Source organism: Acinetobacter sp. 70_2 (assembly GCF_056736115.1).
Map to the genome: position 1 here is coordinate 1 of NZ_JBWZIP010000001.1, position 22,060 is coordinate 22,060.

The window sequence follows — 22,060 nt, forward strand, 5'->3', positions numbered from 1 at the left end:
TACTTTGTAGTGTCCAGCCTTTGTCTAATGCAGTGATCGCATCGCCCACGTTATTGACGTTGTTGCCATTCACAGTATAGGTCGGTGAACTTACTGCACCTGTTGTGCTGTCATAGCTTGCACCACCACCCAGATTATTGGCTGTACTGTTGCCCAAGGCATCGGTTTTGTTATTGCTTGATGTGCTTAATGCATCAAGCTGACTAACATTGACAGCATCAGTCGCATTGGTACCTGCCGCAACATTGGTAATCTTCTGATTACCCGCATTAATACCTGCAGTGGTTACACTTGGGCCACCTGTAATGGTTAAACCACTGTTATCAACCTTGGTGTTACCGACCGTTAAGCTACCCGCATTGGTTAATGCAATGTTGTCATTGACATTGTATTTATAGGTATTGGTTGCAGGATCATACACTGCTGTGGTGTTGGTTCCATCTGCAAAGTTAACCGTTTCACCCAACTTCACATTGTCAGGTGTACCACCATTGACACTAAAGTTTAGGCCTTTATCTGCTGTCGCTTGTGCAGCAGCAGCATTGGTGACTGCCGTGTTTGCCGTATTTTGAGCTGCTGCCGCATTCGTTACTGCTGTGTTTGCGGTGTTCTGAGCAGTGGTCACGTTCTGATTCGTGGTATTTAACTGACTACCATTCACTGCATCTGTTGATGTAGCAGAAATAGTTCCAGCTGTAACATTGGTAATCTTCTGATTACCAGCATTAATACCTGCAGTCGTTACACTTGGACCACCGGTAATGGTTAGGCCACTGTTATCAACCTTGGTGTTACCGACCGTCAAGCTACCTGCATTGGTTAATGCAATGTTGTCATTCACATTGTATTTATAGGTATTGGTTGCAGGATCATACACTGCTGTGGTGTTGGTTCCATCTGCAAAGTTAACTGTTTCACCCAACTTCACATTGTCTGCTGTACCACCATTAACACTAAAGTTTAGGCCTTTATCTGCTGTCGCTTGTGCTGCTGCAGCATTGGTGACTGCCGTATTTGCCGTATTTTGAGCTGCTGCCGCATTAGTCACCGCTGTGTTTGCGGTGTTCTGAGCAGTGGTTACATTCTGGTTTGTGGTATTTAACTGACTACCATTTACTGCATCTGTTGATGTAGATGAAATTGTACCTGCCGCAACATTGGTAATCTTCTGGTTGCCTGCATTAATCCCTGCTGTGGTTACACTTGGGCCACCAGTAATGGTTAGGCCACTGTTATCAACCTTAGTGTTACCAACCGTTAAGCTACCCGCATTGGTTAACGCAATATTGTCATTTACATTGTATTTATAAGTATTGGTTGCTGGGTCATACACAGCAGTGGTGTTGGTGCCATCTGCAAAGTTAACCGTTTCACCCAACTTCACATTGTCAGCCGTACCACCATTGACACTAAAGTTCAGGCCTTTGTCTGCTGTCGCTTGGGCAGCAGCAGCATTGGTCACTGCCGTGTTTGCCGTATTTTGGGCTGCTGCCGCATTAGTCACCGCTGTGTTTGCGGTGTTCTGAGCAGTGGTTACATTCTGGTTTGTGGTATTTAACTGACTACCATTTACTGCATCTGTTGATGTAGATGAAATAGTACCTGCCGCAACGTTAGTAATCTTCTGATTACCCGCATTAATACCTGCAGTGGTTACACTTGGGCCACCAGTAATAGTTAAGCCACTGTTATCAACCTTGCTATTCCCAACTGTTAAGCTACCCGCATTGGTTAATGCAATGTTGTCATTCACATTGTATTTATAGGTATTGGTTGCAGGGTCATATACTGCTGTGGTGTTGGTGCCATTGGCAAAGTTAACCGTTTCACCCAACTTCACATTGTCAGGTGTACCACCATTGACACTAAAGTTCAGGCCTTTATCTGCTGTCACTTGGGCTGCTGCCGCATTCGTTACTGCTGTGTTTGCGGTGTTCTGAGCAGTGGTTACATTCTGGTTTGTGGTATTTAACTGACTACCATTTACTGCATCTGTTGATGTAGATGAAATAGTACCTGCCGCAACGTTAGTAATCTTCTGGTTGCCCGCATTAATACCTGCAGTGGTTACACTTGGACCACCGGTAATGGTTAAGCCATTGTTATCAACCTTGCTATTCCCAACTGTTAAGCTCCCCGCATTGGTTAATGCAATGTTGTCATTGACACTGTATTTATAGGTATTGGTGGCAGGGTCATATACTGCTGTGGTGTTGGTGCCATTGGCAAAGTTAACTGTTTCACCCAGCTTTACATTGTCTGCTGTACCACCATTAACACTAAAATTCAGGCCTTTATCTGCTGTCGCTTGTGCTGCTGCAGCATTGGTGACTGCCGTGTTTGCCGTATTTTGAGCTGCTGCCGCATTAGTCACCGCTGTGTTTGCGGTGTTCTGAGCAGTGGTTACATTCTGGTTTGTGGTATTTAACTGGCTACCATTTACTGCATCTGTTGATGTAGATGAAATAGTACCTGCCGCAACGTTAGTAATCTTCTGATTACCCGCATTAATACCTGCAGTGGTTACACTTGGGCCACCAGTAATAGTTAAGCCACTGTTATCAACCTTGCTATTCCCAACTGTTAAGCTCCCCGCATTGGTTAATGCAATGTTGTCATTCACATTGTATTTATAGGTATTGGTTGCAGGGTCATATACTGCTGTGGTGTTGGTGCCATTGGCAAAGTTAACCGTTTCACCCAGCTTCACATTGTCAGCCGTACCACCATTCACACTAAAATTCAGGCCTTTGTCTGCTGTCGCTTGGGCAGCAGCAGCATTGGTGACTGCCGTGTTTGCCGTATTTTGAGCTGCTGCCGCATTAGTCACCGCTGTGTTTGCGGTGTTCTGAGCAGTGGTTACATTCTGGTTTGTGGTATTTAACTGACTACCATTTACTGCATCTGTTGATGTAGATGAAATAGTACCTGCTGCTAAATTGGTAATTTTCTGATTATTAAGGTTTGCACCGCCATTTAAGTTACTTGCACCAGTAACATTTAATGAACCTCCAGTAGTTAAGTTTCCAGCCGTAACTGTCCCAGAGAAAACAGGTGCATCAGCCATTTGAATATTAACTGTGTTACCAGTCACAGCCGTTTTTAAGTTATTTCCAGAATAGGTTCCAGCAGTTGAACCTCCTCCAGTGATATTAAGTGTTGTACCTAAATTATTTGCTGAACTCCCTGTATTACCAGCAAAAGTAATAGGTTTAACAACTTCATTATTTAAATTAGTTAGCGCACCAGACACGGTATTAACAGGAGTATAAGTCGTTCCATCTGTTTTTGTTATTGTATAACTTGGTGGTGTATATACATCTGTTGCAGGATTATATGCTGCGCCACCACCTAATGCTGTCGTATTACCCACAGCACGATTGTTTACATCCTTTAACTGAGCAACCGTAACCGCATCTGAATCGGCAGCACCATCGGCTACGTTTTGAATACGTCGAGTATTTGTTGCTGAACCCACTGAAACAACACCATTTGTGGTAGATGCTGCAACATTTGTTATATATGAGTTGCCACTTTGTACCGTAGTTGTTGATCCTGCACCCAAAGCAACTGAATTTGTTACATTCGCAGTTGATCTTGGCCCGAGCGCTACACTATTTGCTGCTGAGGTTAAGCTGTTAGTTCCTATAGCAACACCATCAACCGCATTTGTGTCTACAGTCGCTGTATTACCAATAGCAGTAGCATTATTTGCACCACTGTTAACTTGAGCATTTTTCCCTATTGCCATTGCTGCTGTTGAACCAACAACTTGGCTCATCGCACCAATTGCGACACTGTAGCTAGAAGCACTATCAACTGCTGTAAAAGATGACCCTGTTGCCAAACCTTCTGCGACAAGATCTGCATCACTGTTATTTTGAAGTGCAATTGATTGCGCACCAGCAGCACTAGCTTGTCCACCAACTACTGTTGAGTTTACCCCTGTCGCATTTACATAATTTCCTAATGCAGTTGAATCTGCTGCGCTGGCATTTGCTCTTGATCCAACGGCTAATCCATTAGAATCATTTGCAGTAGCAGGAGTACCCGTATTTGCTCCTATTGCAATACCATTACTAATGGTTGGGCTTGTATCAATAATTGAACCATACAAGTTTGTGTAGTCAGCCCACACATGTGAAACGGCTAAACAGGAGATGATAGATAATACAAGTGCCTTAGGTCTAAATTTCTTTTCTTTAGAAACAATCTCATTTTGCGAACCAGTTATTTCGGAAGAGGATGAAACAGAACCAGTTCTCGTTTTGCTTTTAGCTAATTCTGATACAACAGTCCATGTACCAATAGAAGCATTCCATACCACTTTGTATATCTTATTCATATTCCCACCCGTAAACTTAACGCTTACATTTGTAAAGTTTTGCAATCAAAACAATTAAATTGCTTATTTTTTGTGAAAATATCTTTTTTATTTTGAGAAGTAAATCACATTTTCAAATATAAAAATCAAACAAAGTCGCAACAATTAATAAATATTGTTAACTTTTTCTATACTTAGAAAAAAAATAGTAATTTAATCAATTTTTTAATTTTTCTTAACGTTAAACATTAAAAAGACTGTTGTTACATTTTTTTACAATCAAGATGTTTTTTATCATTCAAATTCTTTAATTGCTAAAAATAAAACACAAATTATTGATATTTATATTATTTTTACGTAAAAATAATATATATTTAGCTAAGTTTTATTGATAAAAATTTAATATTTTCAATATATTAATATCTTTCATCGAAATATCAATAAGTTTTAAACACGAAAGATTTTATAAAAAATCATTAAAATTCAAATAATTAAAAATATTTATTGTAATTTTTCTTATTTTTATAACTCATAGAAATAATCCTAAGAAATAGGATTACTTCTATATAGCAGATTATTTACCAGCTTATATTGACGCGTCTATTTGGCGCTAAACATTCGATAAGTTGCGAACTATTTTTCCCTGAACACTGCTTGTATAGATCAGTCTGGCTATTCGCCTGTATCTGTATACGTGTAGGATCAATACCTTGTTGAACCAATAACTTGGCAACTGTATTAGCACGCTGTGAAGACAATTCTTGATTATAGCTAAATTTACCCAATGGATCGGTAAAACCTGAAACAATAACTGGTGTTGTTGTCTGGCTTTTTTTGATCTTTTCAGCAATTTCCTCAACACTATGAATATTTTGTTCAATAGCGTTAACATCAAATCGATCGAAGAGGAATAATACACTTGCTGTTCGCTCAAAAATTAAATTACTATGCTCTGGTGACTGATTATTCCCACCCCAAGCAACCAAACCTTCGCACACCTCCCCCTTCCAAGATAAATGTTCAGCCAAATATTTTTCATTAAAATCAATGCGTAATTGACAACGTTGATATTGATTAGTGTTAGGAATACGGATATCCAATACATAATTCCATACTTTTACTGCAAAAACCCCTTCACTAAATTGTGGATTTCCTAGTAAAGCTCGAATTTGATCTTTATCCAATCCTTTATCCAAACGAGCAACGTCATCATACTCATAACGTTTTATTTGTTTAAGATAACTCTTTTCAATTGCTGGAAATTTTACTCCATCTCGTTGAATTGCTACTTCAGTATCCGTAAATCCAGTAATACTTAAACTTACCAAGATGCCCATTACCAAAATTTGAATATTTTGTTTCATTTTCATACTCACAATATTATTTTAAAGGAGAGATAAACTCTCCTTAGTTAGGCACTCAATCAATTACTGTACTTACGCCAACACGTACTAATGGGCTACCCTGACTGCCAAGCGCTGCACCTGTTGTAAGTGACCAGCGACCGTTGTCGGCTGTTTTACGTAAGGTCACACCTACAGCATTTTGCTGATTATAGTAAGCAGCGCCAACAGCCATAGTGACTTTCCCTGCAATAAATGGCGCATTTTCAAGTGCAGCATTTGCAGCAATACCCGCAGACATTTTTTCTTCCAAGTTGTCGATACGCTGATTTGTTGCATAGAACGCTTGCTCAAGCTTGTTGTTCACATTATCAATTTTATTGTTTAATGTTTGATCAGCTTGATTCAATGCGCCTATCGCATCACCCACATTGTTGTAAGACTGATCACCTACGTTATATGTCGGATTTGAGAAGCTTTCGGTAATATTGTTATAACCAGCTCCACTACCTAGTGCACTTACAAGCGCTTGGTTCGTCCTATTAAGCTGAGAACCATTGACTGCATCTGTTGAAGTCGATGTAACTGTACCCGCTTTAACGCCTGTTACTGTACGGTCACCGGCTTTACCAGCAACATTCACTTGAGTACCACCAGTGTCTTTACCAACAGTAATCGCAGCATCTTTATCAGTTTGCTGGACTAGACCAGTTTTACCATTGTTAATGTCATTTTTAAGGTTCGAGATATCACCCGTATTTTTGTCGACCTGTTGTTGAACATTCCACAACTGACCTCCATTCACTGCATCTTTAGAACCTGCTGCTACGGTACCATTCGCTACATTCTTAAGTGCAGTACCATTTGCCCCACCAGCGAATGTCACTGAATCTTTATTTACAGTGCCATCTGCATTTTTGTCATACTGAACTGCACTATTAGCCAAAGCACCAACATTGTTATTAATGTTCGTGATTGCACTATCAAGTTGGCCTTTGTTCACTGCATCTGTCGTGTTAACACCAGCAGCTACATTGGTAATAACCTTATTGCCCGCATTGATTCCAGAAGTAGTGATACTCGGACCACCAGCAATGATTAAACCTGTTGATCCTAACTGAACGTTATTGCCAACTTTTACGCCAGTCGTATCGATAACGGTATTACCAGTCGTGACACTATCAACTTTCAAGTTTTTGTTCAGCGCGACCTTGATATTACCTTCATTATCAGTTTCGCTGCTTTGAGCAACAGTTAAGTTATCATCACCTGTAAAGTTGACTTTGCCATTTGGTTTAATCTTTTTAGCAGTCGCTGCATCACCATTGGCTGAAACAGTCCAGCCTGCATTCGCTGCTGTACCTGCATCAGTGACTGCTTTATCCAATGCCGTCAAAGCATCGCCAACATTATTTGCACTCGTACCTGCAACATTGTAAGTAGGATTAGTAATCGAACCATCTGGATTAGCTTTAGCACCACCACCAAAAATATTGGCTGTAGAATCACCATTCTTAGTCACGCGGCTATCGAGGGTATGTAACTGACTACCATTCACTGCATCAGTTGATGTAGAAGAAATGGTGCCTGCTGCTACATTGGTAATCTTCTGGCTAGCTGCATTAATGCCAGACTTGGTCACGCTTGGACCACCAGCAATGGTGAGACCATTGGTATCTAACTTGCTGTCGCCTGCTGTTACGCTGTCAATATTAAGATCACGGTTCAGTCCATACTGGATCTTGTTACCAGTCTTGGTTACTTTCAGATTGCTTTCGCCTGCAACCGTACCAATGTCAACTGTATCGCCAGCTTTCACTGCACCTGCATTGGCACCATTGCTTTGCAAGGTCCAGCCTTTATCCAGTGCTATGATCGCGTCACCAACGTTGTTCACGTTGTTGCCATTCACGCTATAGATCGGTGAACTGACTGCACCTGTAACTGGATTATAGACTGCTCCACCACCCAGATTGCTTGCCGTGCTTGTACCTAAAGCATCTGTCTTGGTATTCGCGGCTGTAGTTACTGCACCAAGTTGACTTACATTCACTGCATCAGTTGCATTTGTGCCTGCTGCAACATTGGTAATCTTCTGGTTGCCTGCATTAATACCTGCAGTCGTTACACTTGGACCGCCAGTAATGGTTAATCCACTATTATCAACCTTGGTGTTACCTACCGTTAAGCTACCTGCATTGGTTAATGCAATGTTGTCATTCACATTGTATTTATAGGTATTGGTTGCAGGGTCATACACTGCTGTGGTGTTGGTGCCATCTGCAAAGTTAACCGTTTCACCCAACTTCACGTTGTCTGCGGTACCACCATTAACACTAAAGTTCAGGCCTTTATCTGCTGTTGCTTGTGCTGCTGCTGCATTCGTCATTGCCGTGTTTGCAGTATTTTGCGCAGTGGTTACATTCTGGTTGGTCGCATCTAACTGACTACCATTCACTGCATCTGTTGATGTAGCAGAAATAGTACCTGCAGCTACGTTGGTAACTTTCTGGTTAGCTGCATTAATACCAGACTTGGTTACACTTGGGCCACCTGTAATAGTTAAACCATTGGTGTCTAGCTTGCTGTCGCCTGCTGTTACACTGTCAACATTTAGATCACGGTTCAGTCCATACTGGATCTTGTTACCAGTCTTGGTTACTTTGAGGTTGCTTTCGCCTGCAACCGTACCAATGTCAACTGTATCACCAGCTTTCACTGCATCCGCATTAGCACCATTGCTTTGTAGTGTCCAGCCTTTATCCAGTGCTGTGATCGCGTCACCAACGTTGTTCACGTTGTTGCCATTCACGCTATAGATCGGTGAACTGACTGCACCTGTAACTGGATTATAGACTGCTCCACCACCCAGATTGCTTGCCGTGCTTGTACCTAAAGCATCTGTCTTGGTATTCGCTGCTGTAGTTACTGCACCAAGTTGACTTACATTCACTGCATCAGTCGGATTGGTTCCTGCTGCGACATTGGTAATCTTCTGGTTAGCAGCATTAATGCCAGCAGTGGTTACACTTGGACCGCCAGTAATGGTTAGGCCACTGTTATCAACCTTGCTATTCCCGACCGTTAAGCTGCCCGCATTGGTTAATGCAATGTTGTCATTTACATTGTATTTATAGGTATTGGTTGCAGGGTCATACACTGCTGTGGTGTTGGTGCCATCTGCAAAGTTAACCGTTTCACCCAACTTCACGTTGTCTGCGGTACCACCATTAACACTAAAGTTCAGGCCTTTATCTGCTGTTGCTTGTGCTGCTGCTGCATTCGTCATTGCCGTGTTTGCAGTATTTTGCGCAGTGGTTACATTCTGGTTGGTTGCATTTAACTGACTACCATTCACTGCATCTGTTGATGTCGCAGAAATAGTACCTGCTGCTACGTTAGTAATCTTCTGGTTAGCTGCATCAATGCCAGACTTGGTCACACTTGGACCACCAACAATGGTTAAACCATTCGTATCCAGCTTGCTGTCACCTGCCGTTACGCTGTCAATATTAAGATCACGGTTCAGTCCATACTGGATCTTGTTACCAGTCTTGGTTACTTTGAGGTTGCTTTCGCCTACAACCGTACCAATGTCAACTGTATCACCAGCTTTCACTGCACCTGCATTGACACCATTACTTTGTAAGGTCCAGCCTTTGTCCAATGCAGTGATCGCGTCACCAACATTATTTAAATTACTGCCATTCACTGTATAGATTGGTGAACTGACTGTACCTGTAACCGGATTATAAACTGCTCCGCCACCCAGATTGCTCGCAGTACTAGTACCTAAAGCATCTGTTCTAGTATTGGCAGCTGTAGTTATTGCCCCAAGTTGACTTACATTGACAGCATCAGTTGCATTTGTGCCTGCTGCAACATTGGTAATCTTCTGGTTACCCGCATTGATACCTGCAGTGGTTACACTTGGACCGCCAGTAATGGTTAAACCACTGTTATCAACCTTGGTGTTACCTACCGTTAAGCTACCCGCATTGGTTAATGCAATGTTGTCATTCACATTGTATTTATAGGTATTGGTTGCTGGGTCATACACTGCCGTGGTGTTGGTACCATCTGCAAAATTAACCGTTTCACCTAACTTCACATTGTCAGGTGTACCACCATTGACACTAAAGTTCAGGCCCTTGTCTGCTGTCGCTTGGGCTGCTGCTGCATTGGTCACCGCTGTGTTTGCGGTGTTCTGAGCAGTGGTCACGTTCTGATTCGTGGTATTTAACTGACTACCATTTACTGCATCTGTAGAGGTCGCAGAAATAGTTCCTGCTGCCACGTTGGTAACCTTCTGATTACCCGCATTAATGCCGGCAGTTGTTACACTTGGACCGCCAGTAATGGTTAATCCGCTGTTATCAACCTTGGTGTTACCTACCGTTAAGCTACCCGCATTGGTTAATGCAATGTTGTCATTCACATTGTATTTATAGGTATTGGTTGCTGGGTCATACACTGCCGTGGTGTTGGCACCATCTGCAAAGTTAACTGTTTCACCCAACTTCACATTGTCAGGTGTACCACCATTAACACTAAAGTTCAGGCCCTTGTCTGCCGTCGCTTGGGCTGCTGCTGCATTGCTGACTGCTGTGTTTGCAGTATTTTGCGCAGTGGTTACATTCTGGTTGGTGGTATATAACTGGCTACCGTTCACTGCATCTGTTGATGTAGCAGAAATAGTTCCTGCAGCAACATTGGTAATCTTCTGGTTACCCGCATTAATGCCAGCAGTTGTTACACTTGGACCGCCTGTAATGGTCAGGCCATTGTTATCAACCTTAGTATTGCCAACTGTTAAACTACCGGCATTGGTTAATGCAATGTTGTCATTGACATTGTATTTGTAGGTATTGGTTGCCGGGTCATACACTGCTGTGGTGTTGGTACCATCTGCAAAGTTAACTGTTTCACCTAACTTCACGTTATCTGCGGTACCACCATTAACACTAAAGTTCAGGCCCTTGTCTGCCGTCGCTTGGGCTGCTGCTGCATTGGTCAATGCGGTATTTGCTGTGTTTTGTGCAGTGGTTACATTCTGGTTGGTTGCATTTAACTGGCTAAAATTGACTGCATCAGTCGCATTAGTGCCTGCTTTAACATTGGTAATTTTCTGATTACCCGCATTAATCCCTGCTGTGGTTACACTTGGGCCACCAGTAATGGTTAATCCACTGTTATCAACTTTAGTATTTCCTACTGTTAAGCTACCTGCATTGGTTAATGCAATGTTGTCATTGACACTGTATTTATAGGTATTGGTTGCAGGGTCATAGGTTGCTGTGGTGTTGGTACCATTGGCAAAGTTAACTGTTTCACCCAGCTTCACATTATCAGCCGTACCGCCATTCACACTAAAGTTCAGGCCTTTGTCTGCCGTCGCTTGGGCAGCAGTTGCATTGGTGACTGCTGTGTTTGCAGTATTTTGTGCTGCTGCTGCATTCGTTACCGCTGTATTTGCGGTGTTCTGAGCAGTCGTTACATTCTGGTTGGTTGCATTTAACTGACTACCATTCACTGCATCTGTTGATGTAGATGAAATGGTTCCTGCTGCGACATTAGTAATCTTCTGGTTAGCAGCATTGATACCTGCAGTCGTTACACTTGGACCGCCTGTAATGGTTAAGCCACTGTCATCAACCTTAGTGTTACCAACCGTTAAACTGCCCGCATTGGTTAATGCAATGTTGTCATTGACACTGTATTTATAGGTATTGGTTGCTGGGTCATAGGTTGCTGTTGTGTTCGTCCCATCTTCAAAGTTAACCGTTTCACCTAACTTCACGTTGTCAGTTGTACCACCATTGACACTAAAGTTCAGGCCTTTGTCTGCCGTCGCTTGCGCTGCTGCTGCATTGTTCAATGCAGTATTTGCTGTGTTTTGTGCAGTGGTTACATTCTGGTTGGTTGCATTTAACTGGCTAAAATTGACTGCATCAGTCGCATTAGTGCCTGCTTTAACATTGGTAATTTTCTGATTACCCGCATTAATCCCTGCAGTCGTTACACTTGGGCCACCAGTGATGGTTAGGCCACTGTTATCAACTTTAGTATTTCCTACTGTTAAGCTACCTGCATTGGTTAATGCAATGTTGTCATTGACACTGTATTTATAGGTATTGGTTGCAGGGTCATAGGTTGCTGTGGTATTGGTACCATCTGCAAAGTTAACCGTTTCACCCAACTTCACATTGTCAGCTGTACCACCATTCACACTAAAGTTCAGACCTTTGTCTGCTGTCGCTTGGGCTGTTGCGGCATTGGTGACTGCCGTGTTTGCCGTATTTTGTGCTGCAGCTGCATTCGTCACCGCTGTATTTGCGGTGTTCTGAGCAGTCGTTACATTCTGGTTCGTGGTATTTAACTGGCTACCATTCATTGCATCTGTAGAGGTAGAAGAAACTGTTCCTGCTGCGACATTGGTGATTTTATTTCCACCATTATCTAGCCCAGTATTTGTTAATTTTACTGGACCATTCGCTCCACCATTAACTGTAACTCCTGAACTATTCAGGGTCGTATTACCAGTTGTTACACTATTTAATGAAATATCATCGGCTAAATCAAAAGTAACATCAGTATTGCTATTTAATTCGTCCGCTACTTTAGCAACAGTATTTTTACCATTGATAAAGCTAACTTTATCAGTGGTACTATCGCCAATAGTTGCTTTATTTGTTGTTCCTTGACGTACCGTAAACGTATTCGCATTTACAGTATAAGTCGTTATACCGTTACTATCAGTTCCCTGAGCAACCGTTGTACCTGTTCCGGCTAAAACTTTAGAAGTTGCTTTCTTTAACTGTGCGACGTTGGCTGCATCTGTATCATTTGTTCCAGCCGCAACACTAGTAATCTGACGAGTTCGTGTCGTTCCATTTCCAACTGAAACAGCAGCATCTGTCGCCTTCCAGGTACTATTCGTACTTGTAGTGCTCGTTTCAGTTAAAGGATCATATCCGAGTGAACCCGAAGCTCGATCAGCCACTGAATCACTACCTAGAGCAACAGAGTTAGCTTGTAAGGCTTGTGCTCTTGCACCAATTGCTACAGATGTTTGAGAGGAAGCCACACTATTTGAACCAATAGAAACGCTTTGGTCTCCAGCTGTAGCAACCGAACCAACCGCTACAGCCAAATTTGAAGCGGTTGATTGCGTACCTACAACTACTGCATTTGTGCCAGTCGCCGCAGTGTTAGTACCTATTGATATCGAATTTGCCCCAGACGCACTGGCACCCTTTTTACTCGCTGATGCACCTGATTGAACATAGGGAGTGCCTTTTAAGTCACTTCCGGCACCAATAGCAATCGAATCACCTCCTGTAGCAGCAGAGTTAATACCTACAGCAACATCACCCGTATTTGCGGTATAAGCTAGTGAACCAATCGATAAACTACCTTGTCCACGTGCTTCTGCTTTTACGCCTACTGCAACTGAAGCGATTGACCCAGCTGTCGCTACAGGACCCAAAGCTGTACCCAAATCAGTAGCTGTAGCCTTAGGGCCTACCGCAACTGCAGCTTCACCTGTTTGTACTCTGGTATAACGATTTCCTACCCCAGATGCACCGCCATTTGTTTTTTCAAAGTCAACTAAGTAATCGCCTGTCAAATTTTTATATGCAGCCGCTGTAGCAGTATTATTATATAGAGCGTTATCTCCGGCAGTTGGAGTGTAGTTATAAGCGGGCGGGTTTGTACTAGCAACTTTATCCATATCGTCAGCACCGATCGCTACAGATGAATTACCTGTTGCTGTAGCCTGACCACCTATTGCAAGAGCCTGAGATCCACTTGCTCTAGATTCAGCACCAATAGCTATCGACTCATTATAAGTTCCTGTAGCATTTGCTGGATTTGCAGTAGAAGCCTGGCTTCCTATTGCAATATCTCTATCTGAATCTGTTACTGCACCACAACCTATTGCTAGTGCACGTTCTCCTCCTGCAGTAGCTCGGTCTCCAGTTCCCCCCACTCCTGTTCCAGTACATGCAGAAATTGCCGTGGCATTATTTCCAGTAGCAAAACCTCCTGACACTCCAACTTCACCAAAAGTAATAGACGGAACGAGTACAGTTAATATTCCCCAAGTAAGTGGTTTAATTTTAAAATTAATTGAAGTTGAAGACTGTAGAAAATCGGTGGCTTCAGTAGAAGGCATCAAAGCATTATTTGTTCTTTGACTACGAGTTTTTGAATGACCCTTTGCAATTTCTGAAACAGCAACCCAAATTCCTAATGAAGCGTTCCAAATTACTTTGTATATTTTATTCATATACTTACTCGCATTTTTACAAAAAATAGGCAATGCTTACCTTAAGTTACATAAAGTTTCAAAAAACAAAAGGTGTGGCAAATTTCGCGAAATATATCAAAGAAAAAATGAGAGGTAAATCACAAAAAAAACTTGTAATGCGATGAAAAACAAGAAAAAAGAACAATATATAATCAAATAAATACAAAAAATATATTATGATTTTTTACTATAAATAAAACTTTGTAGGTAAAGTCAGACTTTTTTCGATTCAAAAGTTAATAAAAATAAAAGATTGAATTTGAATTTATAGTTAAAAACTATCGTTTTATTTTTATTAAAAAAGTTTAATTATTTTTGATAAATAATCATTTTTAAAGATTTATTGTTTAGAAGCGTTTATTTGAAGATTAAAGCTAGAGTCAATATTAGGTGGGGATCAATATCCCATTCGTTTTATAATTTTATAGGTAATTAAAGGATTATATGATTCAAAATGTAGCTGATTGATTTATTTTTCAGTTTACTAAAAGAATAAAAGTAACCACTTTAAAGGTGGTTACTTTTACCTGACAGACCGTTTCACCAATTGATATTAACACGTCTATTTGGTGCTAAACATTGAATAAGTTGTGAACTATTGTTACCGCTACACTGCTTATATAAATCGGTCTGACTATTCGCCTGTATTTGTATTCGACTCGCTTCAATGCCTTGTTGCACCAATAATTTGGCAATAGTATTAGCACGTTGTGAAGACAATTGTTGGTTATAGCTAAATTTACCTAACCGATCTGTAAAGCCTGAAACAATAACAGGGTTCGTTGTTTGGCTTTTCTTGATCTGCTCAGCAATTTTAGTAATGCTGTCAGTACCCTCTTCAATAGCATTAACATCGAATCGATCAAAGGCAAATAAGACACTCGCTGTACGATCTGCAATTACAGCGTTATGTGCTGGCACCTGATTATTTTCTCCCCAAGCGGCCAAACCTTCACACGCTTCACCTTTCCAAGATAAACGTTCTGCTAAATAGCGCTTATCAAAATCAACACGTAACTGACAACGTTGGTACTGGTTCGTATTAGGAATACGAACATCAAGTACATAGTTCCAGATTTTTACTGCGAAAAGGCCTTCACTAAACTGAGGATTTCCCAGTAAAGCTCGAATTTGATCTTTATTTAGGCCTTTGTCTAAACGAGCAACATCTTGGTATTCATAGCGTTTTACTTGTTTCAAATAACTTTTTTCAGTTGCAGGAAAATGAATTTCCTGTGGCTGAGCTGGTTCATTTGCATAAGTTATTACCGTGAAACCAGCAAAAGCTGCTACGACTAAGCTTTGGATTGTTTTATTCATTTCTATAATCTCTTTAATCTGTCGAGCAAGGAGAGCATTGCTACTCTCCTAACCAGTTTCTTAGTTAATAACACCACTGATACCAATACGAACGCTTGGCTCACCTTGAGATGCAGCTGCCACACCACCTGTGATTGACCAACGACCATTGTCAGATGTTTTACGTAAGGTCACACCGACAGCGTTTTCACCACCATGATATGCAGCACCCACAGCATAGGTGTATTTACCTGCGACAAATGGTGCATTTTCCAAGGCCATGGCAGCGGCAATACCCGCATTGGCTTTTTTCTCAACATCATCAATGCGTTTATTGGTGTCATAGAACACTTGTTGTAACTGATCACCCAGATTGGTAATTTTGTTGCCCAATTCTTGGTTCGACTGATTTAACGTACCAATGGCATCATTAATATTGTCTTTGCCCGTTCCACCAATGTTTTTAGTCGTGATCGAACCATCACTATTTACTGATGTATTTCCACCAATACTGTTTTTAATACTGTTTGAAATATCGTGAATTTGACCACCATTTACGGCTTGGTTCGAACCAGCTTTAATCTCACCATCTTTGACACCTTGGACAACTCGATCACCGTCTTTACCAGCCATATTTACGCTAGTGCCACCTGTGTCTTTACCGACCGTGATTTCACCATTTGGTTTTTGCTGTTGAACTAAACCGGCTTTACCATTAGAAATGTTGTCGATGTTGTTCTGAATGTTTTTAATATCATTCGAGTTCTTATCGACTTGATTTTGAACATTCCATAATTGACCACCATTTACGGCGTCTTTAGAGCCTTCAGCAACTTTACCATCAGCTACATTTTTCAGATTGGTACCTTTATCTCCTCCACCTAAAGTGACTGAGTTTTTGTCAACATTGCCATTTTTATCTTTGTCATACTGCACAGCATGATCAGAAAGTTTGCCAATATCTTTACCAATTTGATCTTTAACTTGATTAATTTGCTTATCTAACTGGCCTTTATTGACTGCGTCTTTTGCATTAACCCCATCCGCAACATTGGTAATTTGCTTACTTCCAGCATCAATACCATTAATTGTGATGCTTGGACCGCCTTTAATGATAAGACCTTGCTGATTCAAGACATGACCACCAACATTTACACTGTCAAACTTCACATCTTTTAGCATCTCGATTTTGATGCCATCTTCTGTGGTACGAGTAATAATGTTTTCACCGCTGGTTTTATCCTGAGCAGTTTCTGGATTGGCACCACCTACAATATTAATAATGTCACCAAGCTTACGTTGGACAGCTTTACCCTGAGTTGCTTTCTGGTCATTCGCACCAAAATTCAGCCCTTTTTGAGTCAAGTCATTTACACCGTTGGTAACTTTGTCATCTAAAGACTTGATTGCATCATTGATGTTGTTTTTACCTGTTCCACCAATGTTATTAGTCATCAGACTACCATCCGGGTTTACAACTGTATTTCCACCAATACTATTTTTAATACTTGTTGAGATGTTATGAACCTGACTGCCATTTACAGCATCTTTAGAGTTTTGTGCAATCACACCGTTCGAGACATCAGTAATTTTCTTACCACCAGCATTTATACCGTCTTTAGTCATGCTTGGACCATCTTTAATGGTTAAGCCATTATTAGTAAGTATGCTATCACCTGTAGTAACGCTATCTAAAGTTAGATCTTTCTTGGTCGCTACCTCGTAGTTAGTACTACCATCTTTATTAACAGTTTGTTTTACAACAATGTTGTCGCCTTCAGTTACGGTCGTTTTTGCTTTAGTTGCCGTATTTTTTACTTCACTAATTGCATCATTAATGTTGTTTTTACCTGTTCCACCAATGTTATTGGTCGTCAAACTACCGTCGGGGTTTACAACTGTATTACCACCAATACTGTTTTTAATACTGTTTGAAATATTGTGAATCTGGCTACCATTTACCGCTTCTTTTGAAGTTGATGAAATATTGCCTGCTTTCACGTTATCTAAAACCGTGCCGTCTTTACCTTTTAAGGTGACTTTATCTTTAGTTTTAGCATCATCATATTTCACCGCAGCATCATCAGTTGCGTTCTGTTTAGCAGCAAGATCATCTAACTGACCTTTATTGACTGCATCTTTAGCATTTACACCATCTGCAACATTGGTAATTTGTTTGCCACCAGCATTAATACCTTCTTTAGTAATGCTTGGACCTTCTTTAATAGTCAGACCATTATTATTTATAGTCGTGTTGCCAGTAGTTACACTGTCAAACTTCGAATCTTTTAACAGTTCAATCTGAATGCCATCTTGAGTAGTACGGGTAATGACATTTTCACCGCTGGTCTTAGCTGCAGGAGTTGAAGCATCCGCACCACCCACAATATTGAGCTTGTCACCAAACTTACGGTGTACATCTGCACCGCTATTACCAGCAAAGTTCAAGCCTTTGTTTTCAACATCCTTAATACCGTTTGTAACTTTGTCATCTACAGACTTGATTGCATCATTGATGTTGTTTTTACCTGTTCCACCGATATTGTTAGTAGTCAGGCTACCATCCGGATTTACAACTGTATTTCCACCAATACTGTTTTTAATACTGTTCGAAATATTGTGAATCTGACTACCATTTACTGCTTCTTTTGAAGTCGCTGAAATGTTGCCTGCTTTCACATTATCTAAAACTGTGCCGTCTTTACCTTTTAAGGTGACTTTATCTTTAGTTTTAGCATCATCGTATTTCACCGCAGCATCATCAGTTGCATTTTGCTTGGCAGCAAGATCATCTAACTGATCTTTATTGACTGCATCTTTAGCATTTACACCATCTGCAACATTGGTAATTTGTTTACCGCCAGCATTAATACCTTCTTTGGTAATACTTGGGCCATCTTTAATCGTCAAACCATTGTTATTTAAAGTGGTGTTGCCAGTAGTTACACTGTCAAACTTCGAATCTTTTAATAGCTCAATATGAATACCATCTTGAGTAGTACGGGTAATGACATTTTCACCGCTTGTTTTTGAAGCTGGTGTTGAGGCAGCTGCACCACCCACAATATTGAGCTTCTCGCCAAGCTTACGGTGTACATCTGCACCACTGTTGCCAGCAAAGTTCAAGCCTTTGTTTTCAAGTTCAGTCTTGGTGTTGTCGATTTTGCTATTCAGTTCAGTTTTCGTATTACCAATCGTGTTGTTTAACTCAGTTTTAGTGTCGTTAATCTGAGTTGTTAACTGATCTTTGGTATTGTTTAACTTGGTGTTGGTATCGGTAATTTGATTACCAAGATCATTCTTAGCATCATTTAAATTCTTGTTGGTATCTGCAATTTGATTACCCAAATCTTTTTTCGCATCATTTAACTGATTATTTGTATCAGTGATTTTGCCATTTAAGCTCTCTTTTACTTTGGTGAGCTGATCAACATTCACTGCATCTTTGGCATTTACACCATCTGCAACATTGGTAATTTGTTTACCACCTGCATTAATACCGTCTTTAGTAATGCTTGGACCGTCTTTAATAGCCAAACCATTGTTGTTTAAAGTGGTGTTGCCAGTAGTCACACTGTCAAATTTTGAGTCTTTTAACAATTCAATCTGAATACCATCTTGAGTGGTACGGGTAATAACATTTTCACCGCTTGTTTTTGATGCTGGAGTTGAAGCATCCGCACCACCTATAATGTTGAGCTTGTCACCAAGTTTACGGTGTACATCTGCACCGCTATTACCAGCAAAGTTCAAGCCTTTGTTTTCAAGCTCAGTCTTGGTATTGTCGATTTTGGTATTTAATTCAGTTTTCGTATTACCAATCGTGTTGTTTAACTCAGTTTTAGTGTCATTAATCTGAGTTGTTAACTGATCTTTGGTATTGTTTAACTTGGTGTTGGTATCCGTAATCTGGTTACCCAAGTCAGTTTTTGTATCATCTAACTTTTGATTTAGATTGGTAATATTCTGAGCATTTTTACTAATATTGCTCGTGTTTTGGTTTACACGACCATCAACATTTTTAAGCTGACGTACTGTTACTGCATCCGAGTCAGCCGAACCATCTTCAACATTGGTAATACGGCGTTCTTTTCCAGCCGACCCAACAGAAATAACACCATTAGATTTAGAAGCATCACGATTGGTCAGGAAAGAACTTCCTGCCGCTTCGGTTGCTACAGCATCTTGACCTAAAGCAACACTATTTTTAGCTTCTACTTTACTACGTGCACCTAAAGCGACACCACCTTCAACCAAAGACTGTGCACCTTGACCAACTGCAACTGCATTTTCTTGGTCAGCAATTGCACCACCACCAATGGCTGCAGAATTTTTACCCGCTGCTTTTGCACCGCCACCTACAGCAGCAGCATTTTCATTTGTAGCCTCAGCCCCTTTACCAATTGCGGCCGAGTTATCGCCTGTTGCTTGGGCACCACTACCAATTGCAGCAGCACTGTTTCCAGTCGCTTTTGCCCCTTCACCCGGTTTGTTACCAGAGCCAATTGCTGTTGAATTTATACCCGATGCGAATGAGTTAATACCCATTGCTGATGCACCATCACCTGTTGCTTGAGCAACCGCACCAAATGCAGCAGCCCCTTTACCCGAAGCATTTGACATCACACCAAAAGCTGATGAAGCATCACCTGTTGCTTTAGAGGTCATACCAAACGCAGAAGAAAATGTGCCTGTACCTACAGCTTGAGTACCGACAGCCGTTGAGCCGTGATTTGCTTCAGTCGTTGGATAGCTGCCAGCTTTAAGCACACCACCCGTAATTTCTGTATAGGTTTTACTCAGCTCAGCATCTTGGGCGATTTTATCGACATCATCACCACCAATAGCAACAGAAGAGTTCCCTCTTGCAATGACATCCGCACCAATCGCAATTGACTGATCTCCAATTGCTTTTGTCTGATCACCAATCGCAATCGACTGATTGCTATAGCCAGACGGTGTACCTTCTGCTCCTTTAGTCGATGCATTACGGCCGATAGCAACATCCCCACGACCAATCGTTTGACTGCTACTACCCATTGAAATTGCGCCAGAACCCATCGCCTGTGCATATGCTCCAATCGCCATTGCCTCACGACCAGCAGCAGAAGTATTCACACCAACAGCAATTGCATTACGTCCAGTCGCCCCATCATTTTCAAAGTTACCACCCTGCTGACCGTTATCATTAATACTGACATAGTGAGTACGAGCAGCTTTTAACTGGCGTATAGTGGCAGCGTCAGAATCTGCAGCACCGTCTGCTACATTTTGAATACGGCGTTCACTTCCCACATCACCAATTGATAAAACACCAGTTGGAGCTGATTGTTTAGTTAAGAAACTTTCACCCGTAGCTTGGACTGCTTTTGAATCTTTACCTACAGCAATACTATTTTCAGCTTCTGAACGCGCACCTTTACCAATTGCGACACCACCATCGAAAGTAGCCTCAGCTTGGTCTCCAATCACAACTGCATTATCTTTTTGTGCTTTTGCGCCTGTACCAATCGCAACAGACTTTTTACCTTTAGATTCTGAAAATGCACCAATCGCTAAAGCATTTTCCTCAGTGGCAACTGCGCCACCACCAAACGCAATCGAGTCCTTACCCGTTGCTTTTGTTGCCATTTTAGGCTGATAAGCAGCGCCTGCTTGCCCCGCAACTGGGTCAGCGTTTTCAATATCTGGCGAACCAATTGCAATTGAACGGTAACCTTCTGCCGTTGCCGAGTGTCCAATTGCTAACGAGCCTTTACCTGTAGCTGCTGCAACATTACCAATGGCTTGAGAAAAATCGGCAGTCGCGGCAGATTGGCGCCCAAGTGCAAGAGCGGTATTTCCAGAAGATAAAGCACCTGTACCAATTGCGACACCTGAAATACCTTGAGTTGTCGCATAAGAACCAATTGCTGTACCTAAACCTTTCTCAACTACGGCGCCAGTACCCACACTGATCGCCCCGCCTTGTTTCATTGCGCCAGCATAAGCACCAGTAGAATTATTATAAGGATTATTACGATTTGCGATGTTAGAGCCTGTTCTGTCTTGAGTTTGGGCTCCACAACCAATAGCAACATCTTTTTCATTGGCAGTACTCGCATTCCCTTCACGACAAGAAGTTGTACCTGAAATAGATGTTCCTTGGCCTACTCCTCCGTCGGTATTTGTCCCTGCGAAAGTATTTGGAGCAAAACTAATTACACCAGTTAAAACTACCGCTGATACATTTAAAGTTTTTGATTTAGTCTTTGTTTTACCTTTTGCAATTTCAGATGTTGCAACCCATGCTCCAATCGAAGCATTCCAAATGACCTTATAGACTTTATTCATAAAACTTCTCAGACAAATACCAAACTCAAAGACCAATAAAAATGTACAAATACATTTTTAAAATTTTCGGCCCCAAAAAAAGAGGCGGCATCCTAATTGAATAAATTTAAAGGGTAAATATAAAAATAAAATAATGAGAAGAAAAATTGTGATTTTAATCACAAATTATATTTTTATAATTAATTTTAAATTATTGAATTTAATAAATAAAAAATTAATTAATGATAAAATGTTTTGTTTTTGTTAAAAATAAGTAAACTTATTTTAAAATAGAATAATAACTCTAAATATATGTTTAATTTTTATAAAATTAATAAAAATAAATACATTTTAAAATACATCTGTATATTATAAAAATAGAATATTAACTCTAAAATAAATATCATTATTAATATAATTATTCAGCAATAATCACCCATTTAAAATACAACTGTATATTATAAATAA

At 40.9% G+C, this 22,060-nt stretch carries 5 protein-coding genes and 1 pseudogene; all 6 read right to left on the bottom strand.

The genetic code is table 11. The features are described 5' to 3' along the window. The coding region (locus tag AC1PJ9_RS00005; RefSeq protein WP_479761766.1) for an ESPR-type extended signal peptide-containing protein at positions 1-4,345 on the bottom strand (4,345 nt) is incomplete at its 3' end. A 557-nt stretch (positions 4,346-4,902) separates the two neighbouring features. Continuing rightward, positions 4,903-5,688, bottom strand: a complete 786-nt coding sequence (gene tpgA / locus AC1PJ9_RS00010) for a trimeric autotransporter adhesin/peptidogylcan-associated protein TpgA (protein ID WP_311086474.1) — start codon at positions 5,686-5,688, stop codon at positions 4,903-4,905. Positions 5,689-5,743: 55 nt separating this feature from the next. Then, complete coding sequence (locus AC1PJ9_RS00015; protein ID WP_311086380.1) at positions 5,744-13,960, bottom strand: ESPR-type extended signal peptide-containing protein; 8,217 nt, start codon at positions 13,958-13,960, stop codon at positions 5,744-5,746. Between the two features lie 561 nt (positions 13,961-14,521). Further along, positions 14,522-15,301: a trimeric autotransporter adhesin/peptidogylcan-associated protein TpgA gene (gene tpgA, locus AC1PJ9_RS00020; RefSeq protein ID WP_311086381.1), complete on the bottom strand. Its 780-nt coding sequence runs from the start codon at positions 15,299-15,301 to the stop codon at positions 14,522-14,524. Between the two features lie 60 nt (positions 15,302-15,361). Beyond that, a complete protein-coding gene (locus tag AC1PJ9_RS00025; protein WP_479762692.1) occupies positions 15,362-18,031 on the bottom strand; it encodes a YadA-like family protein in 2,670 nt (889 codons plus the stop codon). A gap of 48 nt (positions 18,032-18,079) precedes the next feature. After that, positions 18,080-21,613 (bottom strand): annotated as a pseudogene (locus tag AC1PJ9_RS00030) (ESPR-type extended signal peptide-containing protein); the annotation flags it as partial. Positions 21,614-22,060 lie beyond the last annotated feature (447 nt).